This is a genomic window from Pseudomonas sp. SORGH_AS_0199 (assembly GCF_031453735.1).
In the GTDB taxonomy this organism is placed as follows: domain Bacteria; phylum Pseudomonadota; class Gammaproteobacteria; order Pseudomonadales; family Pseudomonadaceae; genus Chryseomonas; species Chryseomonas aestiva.
In genome coordinates this window covers 4035604-4051037 of record NZ_JAVJAE010000001.1, presented here as the reverse complement: position 1 = coordinate 4051037, position 15434 = coordinate 4035604, and the positions used below count along the sequence as shown (strand labels likewise).

At 64.1% G+C, this 15434-nt stretch carries 11 protein-coding genes, 1 tRNA gene and 1 pseudogene; 9 read left to right on the top strand and 4 right to left on the bottom strand.

What is annotated here, in order from left to right:
- Together ubiG and QE444_RS18970 are read right to left on the bottom strand one after the other, a co-directional pair.
- Positions 1-699 carry a bifunctional 2-polyprenyl-6-hydroxyphenol methylase/3-demethylubiquinol 3-O-methyltransferase UbiG gene (gene ubiG, locus QE444_RS18975; protein ID WP_007160470.1) on the bottom strand — a complete coding sequence of 233 codons (699 nt, stop codon included), beginning with the start codon at positions 697-699 and terminating at the stop codon, positions 1-3.
- A gap of 32 nt (positions 700-731) precedes the next feature.
- Positions 732-2057: a TRZ/ATZ family hydrolase gene (locus QE444_RS18970; RefSeq protein ID WP_263258878.1), complete on the bottom strand. Its 1326-nt coding sequence runs from the start codon at positions 2055-2057 to the stop codon at positions 732-734.
- Positions 2058-2175: 118 nt separating this feature from the next.
- On the opposite strand from QE444_RS18970, the gene mtnA reads away from it, so the two are divergent.
- The 4 genes and pseudogenes from mtnA (at position 2176) to pheA (ending at position 8503) form a co-directional block, all read left to right on the top strand.
- Entirely contained in the window at positions 2176-3249 is a 1074-nt protein-coding gene (gene mtnA / locus QE444_RS18965) for an S-methyl-5-thioribose-1-phosphate isomerase (RefSeq protein ID WP_263258879.1), read from the top strand.
- Between the two features lie 233 nt (positions 3250-3482).
- Positions 3483-6321 (top strand): annotated as a pseudogene (gyrA, locus tag QE444_RS18960) (DNA gyrase subunit A).
- Positions 6321-7406, top strand: a complete 1086-nt coding sequence (gene serC, locus QE444_RS18955; protein ID WP_187979940.1) for a 3-phosphoserine/phosphohydroxythreonine transaminase — start codon at positions 6321-6323, stop codon at positions 7404-7406. The pseudogene gyrA and the gene serC overlap by 1 nt, the downstream one beginning before the upstream one ends.
- Before the next feature lie 2 nt (positions 7407-7408).
- The gene (gene pheA, locus QE444_RS18950; protein WP_158892948.1) at positions 7409-8503 is read left to right on the top strand and encodes a prephenate dehydratase; all 1095 of its coding nucleotides are present in this window, start codon (positions 7409-7411) and stop codon (positions 8501-8503) included.
- A 24-nt stretch (positions 8504-8527) separates the two neighbouring features.
- Here pheA and QE444_RS18945 read toward each other — a convergent pair whose 3' ends face one another.
- Complete coding sequence (locus QE444_RS18945) at positions 8528-9004, bottom strand: DUF4124 domain-containing protein (protein WP_263258881.1); 477 nt, start codon at positions 9002-9004, stop codon at positions 8528-8530.
- A gap of 289 nt (positions 9005-9293) precedes the next feature.
- Between QE444_RS18945 and mgtE the strand changes: the two genes are divergently transcribed.
- Entirely contained in the window at positions 9294-10739 is a 1446-nt protein-coding gene (gene mgtE, locus QE444_RS18940) for a magnesium transporter (RefSeq protein ID WP_405046447.1), read from the top strand.
- Between the two features lie 51 nt (positions 10740-10790).
- Here mgtE and QE444_RS18935 read toward each other — a convergent pair whose 3' ends face one another.
- Positions 10791-11105, bottom strand: coding sequence for an Arc family DNA-binding protein (locus tag QE444_RS18935; protein ID WP_007160462.1), 315 nt, complete (start codon positions 11103-11105; stop codon positions 10791-10793).
- 258 nt (positions 11106-11363) lie between these two features.
- Here QE444_RS18935 and QE444_RS18930 point away from each other — a divergent pair.
- The 4 genes from QE444_RS18930 (at position 11364) to QE444_RS18915 (ending at position 15432) form a co-directional block, all read left to right on the top strand.
- Positions 11364-11440, top strand: a tRNA-Arg gene (locus QE444_RS18930).
- 245 nt (positions 11441-11685) lie between these two features.
- A complete protein-coding gene (locus QE444_RS18925; RefSeq protein ID WP_133862472.1) occupies positions 11686-12708 on the top strand; it encodes a glycosyltransferase in 1023 nt (340 codons plus the stop codon).
- Positions 12709-12755: 47 nt separating this feature from the next.
- Positions 12756-13820, top strand: a complete 1065-nt coding sequence (locus tag QE444_RS18920; protein WP_405046482.1) for an FAD-dependent oxidoreductase — start codon at positions 12756-12758, stop codon at positions 13818-13820.
- Positions 13801-15432 carry a hypothetical protein gene (locus QE444_RS18915; protein WP_263258882.1) on the top strand — a complete coding sequence of 544 codons (1632 nt, stop codon included), beginning with the start codon at positions 13801-13803 and terminating at the stop codon, positions 15430-15432. The genes QE444_RS18920 and QE444_RS18915 overlap by 20 nt, the downstream gene beginning before the upstream one ends.
- Positions 15433-15434 lie beyond the last annotated feature (2 nt).

Here is a 15434-nt window from a genome sequence, read left to right as displayed (position 1 = left end):
CTAGTCCTCGCGCTGGGTGCGCACCATGTAGTTCACCGTCACGTCGCCTTCCAGCTTGTATCTCTTGGTCAGCGGGTTGTAGGTGAGGCCGATGACGTCACGCAGATTGAGGCCGGCCGCACGAGCCCAGGCCCCCAACTCCGAGGGGCGGATGAACTTGCGAAAATCGTGGGTACCGCGCGGCAGCAGGCGCAGCACGTATTCGGCGCCGACGATGGCGAACAGATAGGCCTTGGGATTGCGGTTGATGGTGGAAAAGAACACCTGACCGCCCGGCTTGACCAGGTCGTGGCAGGCCTTGATCACCGACGAGGGATCCGGCACGTGTTCGAGCATCTCCAGACAGGTCACCACGTCGTAGGTGCCGGCGTGCTTGCGCGCGTGGTCCTCGGTGGTCTCCTGGATGTATTCCACCGGCACGCCGGATTCCAGCTGGTGCAGCCGGGCCACCGCCAGGGGCGCCTCGGCCATGTCGATGCCGGTCACCTGGGCACCACGTTGAGCCATGGCTTCGCTGAGGATGCCGCCACCACAGCCGACGTCCAGTACCTTCTTGCCGGCCAGACCGGCGTGCTGGTCGATCCAGTTGACGCGCAGCGGGTTGATGTCGTGCAGCGGCTTGAATTCGCTCTCGCGGTCCCACCAGCGGTAGGCGAGGGCCTCGAACTTGGCGATCTCGGCGTTATCGACGTTGGACATGGTGTTCTCCAGAGGCAAGGGAGCGGGGCGCGTCAGGCGCCCTGCTGGATACGGGTGGCCCACTGCTGCGCATTGGCTATGAGTTCGGCCTCGTCCAGGCGCACGAGTTCGCTCTGGCGCAGCAGCGGCACGCCGCCGACCCAGACGTCGCTGACGCGATCGCGGCCGGTGGCGTAGATGAGTTGCGAGACGGGATCATAGAGCGGCTGCTGGGCGAGGCCGCTGAGGTCGACGGCGGTCAGGTCGGCCGCCTTGCCGATCTCCAGCGAGCCCAGGCAGCGCTCCAGGCCCAGGGCGCGGGCGCCGTTCAGGGTGGCCATGCGCAACGCGCGATGGGCATCCAGGGCGGTAGCCGAGCCGGCGACGGCCTTGGCCAGCAGGGCCGCGGTACGGGTCTCGCCGAGCAGATCGAGGTCGTTGTTGCTGGCCGCGCCGTCGGTGCCGATGGCGACATTGACGCCGGCCTGCCAGAGGCGCTCCACTGGGCAGAAGCCGCTGGCCAGCTTGAGGTTGGACTCGGGACTGTGGATGACGTGGCTGTTGGTTTCGACCAGGTTTTCCAGGTCCTCGTCGTCCACCTGGGTCATGTGCACGGCCTGGAAACGCGGGCCGAGCAGACCCAGACGGCGCAGCCGGCTGAGCGGCCGTTCGCCGGTCTGCTCCAGCGCCTGCTCCACCTCGAAGGCCGTCTCGTGGACGTGCATCTGGATCGGTGCCTGCAACTGCTCGGCCAGCACCAGGATCTCTTCGAGCTTGGCGTCGGCCACGGTGTAGGGCGCATGGGGGCCGAAGGCCACGCTGATGCGCTCGTGCAGCTTCATGTCGTCGAACAGTTCCAGGCCGCGGCGGATCATGTCGTCGGCGGTACGGGCGCCGGGAATCGGGAAATCGAGGATCGGCAGGCAGACCTGGGCGCGCACCCCGGTGCGATGGATCGCCTCGCAAGCCACCTGGGGATAGAAGTACATGTCCGAGAAGCAGGTGATGCCGCCACGGATCTGCTCGGCGATGGCCAGGGTGGTGCCATCACGGACGAAATCCTCGTCGACCCAGCGGCCTTCGGCGGGCCAGATGTGATCCTGCAGCCAGGTCTGCAGCGGCAGGTCGTCGGCCATGCCGCGAAACAGCGTCATGGCGGCGTGGCCGTGGGCATTGATCAGTCCGGGGATCAGCACCTTGCCCGGCAGCTCCAGGGTCTCCGTGGCCGGATGGCGCAAGGCCTCGCTGCGCGGGGCGAGCAGGGCGATGCAGCCGTCGCGCACACCCAGCGCGTAATCGCGCAGGACCACCCCGGCCGGCTCCACCGGCACGATCCAGCTGGGGAGCAACAAGAGGTCCAGGGGCGCGGGGGTGGGCATCTGCGGCGGTTCCAAGAGGGGCGAGCCGGCAGTATAGCGGTCCTTGCGGCGCTACCGCTAAATCCGCACGCCGATGCCGGTATACTGGCGGGCTACAGATTCAGGTCGAGGAAAGATCATGCGAGAGCGTCTGCTGGCGGCGGAAAAGATCAAGGCGATCGAGTGGCGGGACGGTGCCCTGCACCTGCTCGACCAGCGCCTGTTGCCGCTGCGCGAACACTGGGTCGCCTGTCACGGCGCCGCCGAGGTGGCCCAGGCTATCCGCGACATGCTGGTGCGAGGCGCGCCGGCCATCGGCATCAGCGCCGCCTATGGCGTGGTGCTGGGTGCCCGCCAGCGCGCCGCGGCGGGCGAGGACTGGCAAGCGACCATCAACGCCGACTTCGAACTGCTGGCGGCCTCGCGGCCCACCGCGGTCAACCTGTTCTGGGCGCTCAACCGGATGCGCGAGCGCTTGGCGCGCACCGCGGGGGAGGGTGCCCTGGTGGCGCTGGAAGCCGAGGCGATAGCCATCCACCTGAGCGATCGCGAAGCCAACCTGACCATGGCCCAGCTGGGTGTCGAGCTGATCCGCAAGCACGACGCCAGCAAGCAGACCTTCCTGACCCACTGCAATACCGGCGCCCTGGCCACCGGCGGCTTCGGCACTGCCCTGGGCGTGTTGCGCGCGGCGCACCTGGATGGTCTGGTGGAATGCGTCCACGCCGACGAGACCCGTCCCTGGCTGCAGGGCTCGCGCCTGACCGCCTGGGAACTGGCCGGGGAGGGCATTCCGGTCAGCCTCAACGCCGATGCCGCCGCGGCGCACCTGATGAAGACGCGCAACGTCGCCTGGGTGATCGTCGGCGCCGATCGCATCACTGCCAATGGCGACGTGGCCAACAAGATCGGCACCTACAACCTGGCGGTCATTGCCATGCACCACGGGGTGCGCTTCATGGTGGTGGCGCCCAGTTCCACCATCGACATGAAGCTCGCGTCCGGTGACGACATCCCCATCGAGGAACGCGCCGGTCACGAGTTGCTGGAAGTGGGCGGGCAGCGCATCGCCGCCGGCGTGGAGGCCTTCAATCCGGTGTTCGACGTCACCCCGGCCGATCTCATCGACGCCATCGTCACCGAGCGCGGTGTGGTGGAGCGTCCGGACGCCAAGAAGATGGCCGAGCTGATGAATCGTCGACGCCTGCATTGAGGTGATCGCCAGGGGCGGATACATCCCTGAATGTGTTAGAATTTCGCTCTTTGCACAGGCTTTGTCCGAAAGCCCTCGGCAGGCGGTGATGCAGTGCCGAAAACCGGTTGGAGCGCCCCTTGCGCCGCCGGTGGCAGGCGCCGCCAGACGGGCTTTCGCCTCTCCTATATCAGGCTCGGCCGACGTGCGGACGAGCCCTAGCGCTTTTCAGATCAGAAGGAACCAGGCTTCTCATGGGTGAACTGGCCAAAGAAATCCTCCCGGTCAATATCGAAGACGAATTGCGGCAGTCGTATCTCGACTACGCGATGAGCGTCATCGTCGGCCGGGCCCTGCCGGATGTGCGCGACGGCCTCAAGCCGGTGCACCGGCGCGTGCTCTACGCCATGAGCGAGCTGGGCAACGACTGGAACAAGCCGTACAAGAAATCCGCCCGTGTGGTGGGTGACGTCATCGGTAAGTACCACCCCCACGGCGACACCGCCGTCTACGACACCATCGTGCGGATGGCCCAGCCCTTCTCGCTGCGCTACATGCTGGTGGACGGCCAGGGCAACTTCGGTTCGGTGGACGGCGACAACGCCGCGGCCATGCGTTACACCGAAGTGCGGATGTCCAAGCTTGCCCACGAACTGCTGGCCGACCTGGACAAGGAAACCGTCGACTGGGTGCCCAACTACGACGGCACCGAGCAGATCCCGGCGGTGATGCCCACGCGCATCCCCAACCTGCTGGTCAATGGTTCCAGCGGCATCGCGGTCGGCATGGCCACCAACATCCCGCCGCACAACCTCGGCGAAGTGATCGATGGCTGCCTGGCGCTGATCGAAAACAGCGAGCTGACCGTTGACGACCTGATGCAGTACATCCCCGGTCCGGACTTCCCGACCGCGGGCATCATCAACGGTCGTGCCGGCATCATCGAGGCCTATCGCACCGGTCGTGGGCGCATCTATGTGCGGGCCCGCGCCGAGGTCGAGGACATCGACAAGAGCGCCAATCGCCAGCAGATCGTCATCACCGAGCTGCCCTACCAGCTCAACAAGGCACGGCTGATCGAGAAGATCGCCGAGCTGGTGAAAGAGAAGAAGATCGAAGGCATCACCGAGCTGCGCGACGAGTCCGACAAGGACGGCATGCGCGTGGTCATCGAGCTGCGTCGCGGCGAAACCCCCGAGGTGGTGCTCAACAACCTCTACGCCCAGACCCAGCTGCAGACGGTATTCGGCATCAACGTGGTGGCCCTGCTCGACGGCCAGCCGCGCTACCCTGAACCTCAAGGAACTGCTGGAAGCCTTCATCCGTCACCGCCGTGAAGTGGTGACCCGGCGGACCGTCTACGAACTGCGCAAGGCGCGCGAGCGTGGCCACATCCTCGAAGGCCAGGCGGTCGCCCTGTCCAACATCGATCCGGTCATCGAGCTGATCAAGAGCTCGCCGACCCCGGCCGAAGCCAAGGAACGCCTGATCGCCACGCCCTGGGAATCCAGTGCGGTACGCGAGATGGTCGAGCGCGCCGGCGCCGATTCCTGCCGTCCGGACGAACTGCCGGAGCAGTACGGTCTGCACGAAGGCAGGTACCACCTCTCGCCGGAACAGGCCCAGGCGATCCTCGACCTGCGCCTGCACCGCCTGACCGGCCTGGAGCACGAGAAGCTCATCGCCGAGTACCAGGAAATCCTGCTGCAGATCGGCGAGCTGATCCGCATCCTGACCAACCCCGAGCGGCTGATGGAAGTCATCCGCGAGGAGCTGGAAAAGGTCAAGGCCGAGTTCGGTGACAAGCGTCGTACCGAGATCATCGCCTCCCAGGTGGACCTGACCATCGCCGACCTCATCACCGAGGAAGACCGCGTCGTCACCATCTCCCATGGCGGCTACGCCAAGTCCCAGCCGCTGCACGCCTACCAGGCCCAGCGCCGGGGCGGTCGCGGCCGTTCGGCCTCGGCGGTCAAGGAAGAGGACTACATCGAGCACCTGCTGGTCGCCAACAGCCATACCACCCTGCTGCTGTTCTCCAGTCTGGGCAAGGTGTACTGGAAGCGGACCTACGAGATCCCCGAGGCCTCCCGCGCCGCCCGTGGCCGGCCGCTGGTCAACCTGCTGCCGCTGGCCGAAGGCGAGCGCATCACCGCCATGCTGCCGGTCGATCTGGAAGCCGTGCGCCAGCAGGCGCCGATCGGTGAAGAAGACCTGGGCGAGCAGGACGACAACCTGGACATCGAAGACGCCGTGCTGGTGGAAGACGATGTCGAGAGCGAAGGTGAAGGCGAAGAGGGCGAGCTCCTCGATGCTGGCCAGGATGAGCCCACCGGCGCCTACATCTTCATGGCCACCCGCAACGGCACCGTGAAGAAGACCCCGCTGGTGCAGTTCAGCCGTCCGCGCAGCAATGGCCTGATCGCGCTGAAGCTGGAGGAGGGCGACAGCCTGATCGCCGCCGCCATCACCGACGGTGCCCGCGAAGTCATGCTGTTCTCCGACGGTGGCAAGGTCATCCGCTTCAAGGAGCGCCATGTGCGCACCATGGGCCGTACCGCCCGCGGCGTGCGCGGCATGCGCCTGGCCGAAAGCCAGCGCCTGATTTCCATGCTGATCCCCGAGCCGGGCGCCGAGATCCTCACCGCCAGCCTCAACGGCTTCGGCAAGCGCACCGCCATGGCCGAATACCCGCAGCGCGGCCGCGGTGGCCAGGGCGTGATCGCCATGGTCATCAACGAGCGCAACGGTCCCCTGATCGGCGCCATCCAGGTGCTGGACGGCGAAGAGATCATGCTGATCTCCGACCAGGGCACCCTGGTACGGACCCCGGTTGAGGGCATTTCCCGGACCGGCCGGAATACCCAGGGCGTTACCCTGATCAAGCTCGGCAAGGGCGAGAAGCTGGTGGGGCTGGAGCGGGTGCAGGAGCCTTCGGTGGACGAAGAGCTGCTGGATCACGAAGCCGAACTGGACGACGAGGTGCTCGACAAGGAGTTGCCGGTCGACAGCCACGAGCCGGACCAGGACGATGTGCTGCCCGGTGCCAGCGATGTACCGAGCGATGACCTTCCCGACGAGGATGACGAGTGATGAGCAAGCGTGCCTACAACTTCTGCGCCGGCCCGGCGGCCCTGCCTGAAGCTGTGCTGCGCCAGGCCCAGGCCGATCTGCTGGATTGGCAGGGCCGTGGCCTGTCGGTAATGGAGATGAGCCATCGCGGTGAAGATTTCACCGCCATCTCGAGCCAGGCCGAGGCCGATCTGCGCGAGTTGCTGGGTGTCCCCGGCAACTACAAGGTGCTGTTCCTGCAGGGCGGCGCCAGTCTGCAATTCGCCCAGCTGGCGATGAACCTGATGCCCGAGGGCGGCAAGGCCGACTACATCGACACGGGCATCTGGTCGCGCAAGGCCATCGAGCAGGCGCAGCACTATGGCACCGTCAATGTCGCCGCCAGCGCCAAGGGCTACGACTACTTCGCCATCCCGGGGCAGCACGAGTGGCAGCTGTCCAAGGATGCCGCCTACGTTCACTACACCCCCAACGAAACCATCGGCGGCCTGGAGTTCGACTGGATTCCGGACGTGGGCGATGTGCCCCTGGTGGCGGATGCTTCTTCCGACATCCTCTCGCGTCCGCTGGACGTCTCGCGCTTCGGGCTGATCTACGCCGGTGCGCAGAAGAACATCGGGCCCAGCGGCCTGGTGGTGGTGATTGTCCGCGAAGACCTGCTGGGTCGCGCGCGCGCCGCCTGCCCGACGCTGCTGGACTACAAGGTCGAGGCCGACAACGGCTCCATGTACAACACGCCGGCGACCTTCTCCTGGTACCTCTCGGGCCTGGTGTTCAAGTGGCTGAAGGAGCAGGGCGGCCTGCCCGCCATGGAGCGCCTGAATCGCCAGAAGAAAGAGCTGCTGTACGGCTTCATCGACGCCAGCGACTTCTACAGCAACCCCATCGCCCAGAACGACCGCTCCTGGATGAACGTACCCTTCCGCCTGGCGGACGAGCGCCTCGACAAGGCGTTCCTCGAGGGCGCCGAAGCGCGCGGCCTCCTGTATCTGCAGGGGCATCGTTCGGTGGGTGGCATGCGCGCCTCCATCTACAATGCCGTCACCCTGGAAGCCGTCCAGGTGCTGGTGAATTATCTGGCCGAATTCGAGAAGGAGCACGGCTGATCATGTCGGAACACGAGCTCAAGGCCTTGCGCCTGCGTATCGACAGTCTGGATGAACGCATCCAGGACCTGATCAGCGAACGCGCTCGCTGCGCCCAGGACGTGGCGCGGGTCAAGATGGGAACGCTGGCGGAAGGCGAAAAGCCCGTGTTCTACCGGCCCGAGCGCGAAGCCCAGGTCCTCAAGCGGGTGATGGAGCGCAACGGCGGTCCGGTCCGTGACGAAGACATGGCGCGACTGTTCCGCGAGATCATGTCCTGCTGCCTGGCCCTGGAAGAGCCGCTGCACGTGGCCTATCTCGGCCCGGAAGGTACCTTCTCCCAGGCCGCGGCGCTCAAGCACTTCGGCAAGGCCGTGGTGACCCGGCCCATGGCGGCCATCGACGAAGTCTTTCGCGAGGTCGCCGCCGGTGCCTCCCAGTTCGGCGTGGTGCCGGTGGAGAATTCCACCGAGGGTGCGGTCAACCACACCCTGGACAGCTTTCTCGAGCACAACCTGTCGATCTGCGGCGAGGTGGAACTGCGTATCCACCATCATCTGCTGATCGGCGAAAACACCAAGGCCGACAGCATCACCCGCATCTATTCCCACGCCCAGTCGCTGGCTCAGTGCCGCAAGTGGCTGGACTCTTATTACCCGAGCGTCGAGCGGGTGGCGGTGGCCAGCAACGCCGAAGCGGCGCGGCGGGTGAAGGGGGAATGGAACAGCGCGGCCATCGCCGGCGACATGGCGGCCTCGCTCTACGGCCTGACGCCGGTTCAGCAGAAGATCGAGGACCGCCCGGACAACTCCACGCGCTTCCTCATCATCGGCAACCAGGACGTTCCGCCCAGTGGCGACGACAAGACTTCCATCATCGTCTCCATGCAGAACAAGCCGGGCGCTCTGCACGAGCTGCTGCTGCCATTCCACACCAACAACATCGACCTCAGTCGGATCGAGACGCGGCCTTCGCGCAGCGGCAAGTGGACCTATGTCTTCTTCATCGACTTCCTCGGCCACCAGGCCGATCCGCTGATCCGCGATGTCCTGGAGCGTCTGTCCACCGGCGCCGTGGCGCTCAAGGTCCTCGGTTCCTATCCCCGCGCCGTACTCTGACGGAGCAGGCGTTGGTTGCGGGCGTCAGCGGCGACGCACGCAGCCGTGCTCGTCGAAGGTCACCAGCCGCGAGCGTTCCTTGCCTCGGCGCGCCTCGTAGTGATAGCGGGTCAGGGCATCCAGCTGGGAAATCCGCTGCGGTTGCCCGAGGGCGTTCTCCACGTCCGCCCGGCTCATGCCGACCTTGACCTGTCCGCGGATGATCGCCTGGCGCCTTGCGCTGGCGCTGAGCAGATCGCCGCAGCCGTCCGTCTTGGCTGCCACCACCGTGGGCGTGCGCGCGACTTCCTTGCGGGGAGCGGCCTTGGGTTTCGCCATCAGCGTGGGTTTGGCGCCGCCCGGACGGGGATTGTCCGCGCGCTGCAGCCGGCTGTCGCTGTCCGAGGCGCAACCGCTGGCGGAAAAGGTGAGGTGGCCGCTGGCATCTTCGCAGCGATACACCGTGGCCGCCTGGGCGCTGGTGCAACCCAGCAGCAGGCCGAGCACGAGCAGCTTCTTCATGGGACGTCCTCCTTGACGTAGGGGCTCAAGCTTAGCGAAGCCGGGGAGGTTCGGCGAGGGCCGGAAGCGTGCCCTCTGGGCCTTGCGGAAGCCTTGCAAATAGCTGTTTTGAAACCCTTTTGCCTTCGCACCCGCCAGCGGTCCGGTGTATCATCCCCGCCGTCAGCCCCGCCGGGGCAGTGGTTATCCCCCCCTTATGGACTTACCCAGTCAATACTCAATCGCCTTTTTCGTCCCGTTGTTGAGTTAGGGTTCGTCGGTGCGCTCCGCCGGCGGGCCGGAGTGCGCTATGACCGTAGTGAACGAAGCAGAAATCAGAAAGCCCCACGAGACGCTGCAGGAGCGGCTCGCCCAGGTCGTGGAGTTGCTGGAGCGCTACGACCTCGCTGTCGAGGCGCGTGAAGACCACGATCGCGCCCCCGTATCCCCCGCCGATATTCCCGAAGAAGGCCTCGAAGAGCTGCGTGCCCGCCTGGACGAGCTGCACCCGGCTGACGTCGCCTTCATCCTCGAAGCCTTGCCACGGGAAGACCGCCTGACCGTCTGGGGTCTGGTCAAGACCGAGCGCGATGGCGAGATCCTGCTCGAAGTCTCGGACGCGGTCCGCGAGACCCTGATCGCCGACATGGACGACCAGGAAATTCTCGCGGTAGCCGGCCAGCTCGACGCCGACGAACTCGCCGACCTGGCGCCGGATCTGCCGCGCGATGTCGTTCACGAGCTCATGGACGCCCTCGACGCCCAGCAGCGCGAGCGGGTGCGCTCCGCGCTGTCCTACGAAGAGGATCAGGTCGGCGCGCTGATGGACTTCGAGATGGTGACCATCCGTGATGACGTGGCCCTGGAAGTGGTATTGCGCTACCTGCGGCGGCTGAAAGAGCTGCCCGACCATACCGACAAGCTGTTCGTGGTCGATAACGACAGCATCCTCAAGGGTGTGCTGCCGATCAAGCGCCTGCTGGTCAACGATCCGGAAAAGCTGGTGGTCGAGGTCATGGCCAAGGAGGCGGTGGCCTTCCATCCCGACGGCGATGCCTATGACGCGGCCCAGGCGTTCGAGCGCTATGACCTGGTTTCGGCACCGGTGGTGGACAAGAACGGCAAGCTGATCGGTCGTCTCACCATCGATGAGATGGTCGACCTGATCCGTGAGGAAAGCGAAAGCGAAGTCCTCAACATGGCCGGTCTGCGCGAAGACGAAGACGTCTTCGCCTCGGTGTGGAAATCGGTGGGCAACCGCTGGACCTGGCTGGCCACCAACCTCATCACGGCCTTCATCGCTTCGCGGGTCATCGGTCTGTTCGAGGGTTCGATCGAGAAGCTGGTGGCTCTGGCCGCACTCATGCCCATCGTGGCCGGTATCGGCGGCAACTCGGGCAACCAGGCCATCACCATGATCGTCCGCGCCATGGCGCTGGGGCAGATCAGTGTCACCAGCACCGCACGGCTGCTGCGCAAGGAAATGGGCGTCGCCCTGTGCAATGGCGTTATCTGGGGTGGGGTGATAGGGCTGGTGGCCTTCTATCTCTATAGCAGCTGGTCATTGGGCCTGGTGATGATGGGCGCCATGACCCTCAATCTGCTGCTGGCTGCATTCATGGGGGTGTTGATTCCCATGACCCTGCAGCGCTTCGGCCGTGATCCGGCCATGGGGTCGAGCGTGCTGATCACCGCGGTGACCGACAGCGGCGGCTTCTTCATCTTCTTGGGACTCGCCACCCTCTTCCTGATGTAGGACAGGGTAGGGGGCAAAGGGCTACCCAGGGGCAGGGCAGCCCGGACGCCGTCAGGATGCGGCGTCGATGTCGTGGGCGATCAGCGAGATCAGGGCGTTCTGCTGCCGACCCGACAGCTGCCGAAAGCGCTGCAGCAACTCCCGCTCGCTGGCGGTGATCTCCGGACTGTCCAGGCGAAGCCCGGGTTCGTCGCCAAGGGCGCCCTCTTGCTGCAAGCTCTGCTCGAGACGCGCGATGATTTCGGAGTTCATGCTGCGATGATGGTTGCGGGCCACATCCGCGATGCGCTCTCGCATGCCCTCGGGCAGACGCACGACGAATTTGTCAGCGGTACGGCTTGAGTAGGATCTAATGGCCTGGGTCATTGAGGTACTTCATCTGGAGTCAAAAATCAGTGAAGGCGTTAGCCCTCGTCTCGTTCCGCTAGCACTCACGGCACCTTGGACTCTGTAACCACCTGTCCCTAGGTATCTGTTTTTATTGACGTCAATTTACCGACGTACGCAACAAATTGCAAAGCTGCCGAAGAACTTCCTGCCGTTGTCCGTCCTCGCGCACTGCGGCGCTGCCGAACCGGAACATGACAAACCTTCCGCTGCTCGTTACCATGAGCGCCCTTTCCTGTCCCAGTAGCTCAATTGGATAGAGCATCCCCCTCCTAAGGGGAAGGTTGGTGGTTCGACCCCACTCTGGGACACCAGATTCCTTTCCAGTACCTCTCCTCGCGATCCGACGCCTTCGGGTGCCCTTGCCGAACCGTTACAGCAGTTTGGAGGATAGGGCAAAAACGGCGACCTTGTCCGACTTCCAGGCTCTTCCAGTAGCGATTTGTGGCTGTGATCACAGCATAGAGCAGCAGACGAAAACCTGCCGAATTTATCTGTACTCTCCGTTGGCTAACCGTCTGCATTGCTTGTATCTGGAGCGCCTCTGGAGGTTCGCGTCATGGCCTTTTATCCCGTCCTACTTTCAGTCGTGTTCGTCGTTCGTAATCAGGCTGCCGAGTTGCAGAGCGTCCTCGAACGCGCGGCAACTGTTATCGGTCCCTTGGTAAGTGACTACGAACTTATCATTGTCGATAACGCCTCCGCTGATGACAGCGTAGCGCGACTCAAACAACTCACCAGTATCACCGGCCTGCCCAATCTGCAGGTATATGCCCTGACCAAGGAAGTGGATTCCGATACCGCTGCCTGGGTGGGTCTGGAAAATGCGCTGGGTGACTTCGCGGTCGTCATAGATCCGGAAACCGATGACATCGCCTTCTTGCCTGACATGTTGCAACAGGCGGCCGGCGGCATCGACGTGGTGTTCGCCAACAATCAGCAGAAAGTTCGCCAGACCCTGTCCTACAGTCTTTGCTCCAGAGGTTTCAACAGCCTCTACCGGCAATTCAACGGGGTCGATCTGGCCAAGGATGCGCCCCAGTACCGGATGCTCAGCAAGAAGGTCATCAATTATATCCTGCGCCATCCCGCGCCGGCCTTGACCTATCGGCACCTGCCGGCGACGGCGGGCTTCTCCCGTACCAATCTCGAATACAGCATGCCGCCGCGCAGTAGCAAGCCCAAGCGGCTGTCCGGCAGCTTTGATCGCGGTGCCCGCCTGCTGGTGTCCTCCACCCGCAAGCCGATGCGCATGGTCAGCTTCCTGTCCATCGTGGGTGCCCTGTCCAATCTGCTCTATTCCATCTACGTCATTGCCATCGGCCTGTTCAAGGATGACGTCGCACCGGGTTGGGTGACGATTTCATTACAGCAGTCCGGCATGTTCTTTCTCATTTCGCTGGTCCTGCTCGTCCTTGGCGAATATGTCCTGCAGTTGACCCACAGAGTCAACGAAGGGCCGCTCTATCATGTCGCCCAGGAGTTCACGAGCGCCGTCATGACGCGCCGTGACAAGCTCAATGTCGAAGTAGTGCAGGGCGGTAATGCCGCAGGACCGGCTACTCAATTTGGCATGGCCTGACGATCATGAAAGATGCGATCGTCATCGGTGGTGGATTTTACGGGGCCATGACGGCCCTGTATCTCATGCGCGTGAGGGGCTTTGCGAAAGTCACCCTGATCGAGCGGGAAGACGGGCTGTTGAAGCGTGCCTCTTACAACAATCAGGCACGTGTTCATAACGGTTATCACTATCCGCGCAGTTTCGTCACGGCCTTTCGCAGCCGGGTCAACTTGCCGCGCTTCTTGCGCGACTATCCCGATGTGGTAGTGCGGGATTTCACCAAGTTGTATGCCATTGCCCGCAACAACTCCAAGGTAACGGCCAAGCAGTTCGAACGTTTCTGTCAGGGGATCGAGGCTTCCCTGCAGCCGGCATCCGAAGAATTAAGTCGATTGTTCGACGATCGATTGATCGAGGCGGTGTATCTGACGGAGGAATATGCCTTCAACTCCGCCGTACTTGCCGCCGAAGTGAGTCGCGAGCTCGATGCCGTCGGCGTCGAGGTGCGCCTCAAGAGTCGCGTGATGGCGATCCGCGGTGAAGCGGGGGGACTGGGTGCCGAGGTCGTGGATGAAGCCGGACGACAGGAGGAGCTGCACTGCCGCTACCTCTTCAACTGTACCTACAGCGGCCTCAACCAGTACGGCGGCGATTTTCCCGGCACCGCTACCCGGTTGCGCCATGAGATCACCGAGATGGCCCTGGTGGAGATGCCTCCGGAGCTGCGCAACCTCGGCGTGACGGTCATGGACGGTCCGTTCTTTTCCATGATGCCGTTCCCAGCGCGCGGTCTGCACACCCTGTCCCATGTGCGTTACACCCCGCACCTGAACTGGGAAGACGCCAATGGCACCGATCCCTATGCCCTGCTCGACGACTACGACCGTGCTTCGCGAGCGGACTGGATGGTGCGCGACGTGGCCCGCTACATGTCGGCTGCGGCACGGGTGGAGTACCGGGATTCGCTGTTCGAGGTGAAGACCATCCTGATGAAGAACGAAGGTGACGACGGCCGTCCCATCCTCTTCGAACAACATTCCCAGCTGCCCGGCTGCTATTCGATGCTGGGCGGCAAGATCGACAACATTTTCGATGCCCTGGAGCGCCTCGATGCCGAACCCTTCCACTGAAGCGACACCCAGGGGGGTGTCCGGCGTCGCCGGCTTCATCAGCGTTCTGATCTTTTCCATCATCAATTTCTTTCTGTTCGGCAAGGGCGTCATCCTCGACCCCTTCCACCAGGGGGAATATTTCGCCACGCTGCCGACGCTGCTGCACAGTCAGCCGGGCGCTCATGCCTTCACCATCCATGGCGGGCTGGATTTCATCCCGGTGTGGCTGGCGGAGACCTGGTTCGGCGCCCAGCACACCTTCCTGGTGACCCAGATCCTCTATGGACTGTGCAACACCAGCGCGGCCCTATTGCTGTGGGGAACGGCCGTTTTGCTGTGCCCCGTGCCCAAGGGCCGCGCGCGCCTGATCCTGCTGGTCGCCATGGGCGCCGTGACGACTCAGGTGGTGGGCTATCGCGATCTCTTCCTGCTGCTGTCACTGTTCCTCTTCTGTCTGCATCGCAAGGTGGAGACCACGCCGCGGCGATTGGTCTGCGAGGTGCTGCTCGGCCTGGCCGCCGGCTTCAATCTGTTCTGGTCCTATGACCGCGGGATCGCCGGGGTGCTGGCCATCGGTTCGGCGGTACTGCTCACGCTGCTTCTGCATCGGCGCCATTTCCTGTCGCTGCTGACCTTCGTGGCAACGGTTGGCTGGCTTGGCTTTGGTACCGATTTCTTCGCCCTGACCGATTACGTCAAGAACCTGACCTTCCTTCTGGAAACCTCGTCCCAGTGGGGCTATGGCCTGAATGCCCGGCCGCTGGCGCTGAGCCTGCTGCTGGCAGTGCCTACGGCGCTGGCCGGTTTCGCCCTGATCCGCTGTCTGCCCTGGCCGTGGCGCTGGAGCGAGGATCTGCCGCTGATTGGCGCCCTGGCAGTGCTGCTCGCGATCTTCTTCAAGATCGGGGTCAATCGCGCGGACTTCCAGCATATCCAGATGGGCTTCTGGGTACCCCTGCTGAGCCTGCTCTATGCCGCCCGCCGGCAGCGGCTGGCCCGCAACGGTGGCTGGGACATCTCGGCGCATCCGCGCGCGGCGGCCGCGGCCATTGCCGCTGCCGTACTGATGGGGCTGGTCGGACTTAATCCCTCGCCGTTCTTTGCGGTGCTGCTGGCGGGTGCGCTGCTGGCCTTCAGCCGGCGTCTGCTGGTACCGGCCCTGGCGGCGCTGTTGGTGCTGCTCGCCGCCTTCAACCTCTACAAGTCGCCGGTCGAGCGGGTGTGGGCCCAGGGGCTCGCCTGGGTGCCGGCGCTGACCGCCTTGCCGGATGACGCCGCCTTGGCCACGCCCGGGGTGCAATGGGCCTCGCGGCGCCTGCTGGAAAGCGGCGCTCACTGTGTGTTCGATCTGGCCAACAATGGGGTCATCAACGGCGTGACCGATCTGCCGGCCTGTACCAAGTACATCTATCCGGTCTATGCCACGCCACCCTACGAAGCCGATCTGCTCAGCGATCTACAGCATGCCGATCCGCCGGCGGTGGTGTATTCGACGACCTTCTGGTCATTCAAGCTGAACAACATTTCCATGCACGACAAATTTCCACGACTCAAGGCCTACCTGGACGAGCGTTATCCCGTCGAGGAGTGCCAACCGGACTATTGCCTGAGATTCAAGACCAAGGGGTGAGC

What these genes read in the sequence shown, in the direction of transcription:
- ubiG (WP_007160470.1), bottom strand. Translation starts at nt 699, where the DNA reads ATGTCCAACGTCGATAACGCCGAGATCGCCAAGTTCGAGGCCCTCGCC.
- QE444_RS18970 (WP_263258878.1), bottom strand. Translation starts at nt 2,057, where the DNA reads ATGCCCACCCCCGCGCCCCTGGACCTCTTGTTGCTCCCCAGCTGGATC.
- mtnA (WP_263258879.1), top strand. Translation starts at nt 2,176, where the DNA reads ATGCGAGAGCGTCTGCTGGCGGCGGAAAAGATCAAGGCGATCGAGTGG.
- serC (WP_187979940.1), top strand. Translation starts at nt 6,321, where the DNA reads ATGAGCAAGCGTGCCTACAACTTCTGCGCCGGCCCGGCGGCCCTGCCT.
- pheA (WP_158892948.1), top strand. Translation starts at nt 7,409, where the DNA reads ATGTCGGAACACGAGCTCAAGGCCTTGCGCCTGCGTATCGACAGTCTG.
- QE444_RS18945 (WP_263258881.1), bottom strand. Translation starts at nt 9,004, where the DNA reads ATGAAGAAGCTGCTCGTGCTCGGCCTGCTGCTGGGTTGCACCAGCGCC.
- mgtE (WP_405046447.1), top strand. Translation starts at nt 9,294, where the DNA reads ATGACCGTAGTGAACGAAGCAGAAATCAGAAAGCCCCACGAGACGCTG.
- QE444_RS18935 (WP_007160462.1), bottom strand. Translation starts at nt 11,105, where the DNA reads ATGACCCAGGCCATTAGATCCTACTCAAGCCGTACCGCTGACAAATTC.
- QE444_RS18925 (WP_133862472.1), top strand. Translation starts at nt 11,686, where the DNA reads ATGGCCTTTTATCCCGTCCTACTTTCAGTCGTGTTCGTCGTTCGTAAT.
- QE444_RS18920 (WP_405046482.1), top strand. Translation starts at nt 12,756, where the DNA reads ATGACGGCCCTGTATCTCATGCGCGTGAGGGGCTTTGCGAAAGTCACC.
- QE444_RS18915 (WP_263258882.1), top strand. Translation starts at nt 13,801, where the DNA reads ATGCCGAACCCTTCCACTGAAGCGACACCCAGGGGGGTGTCCGGCGTC.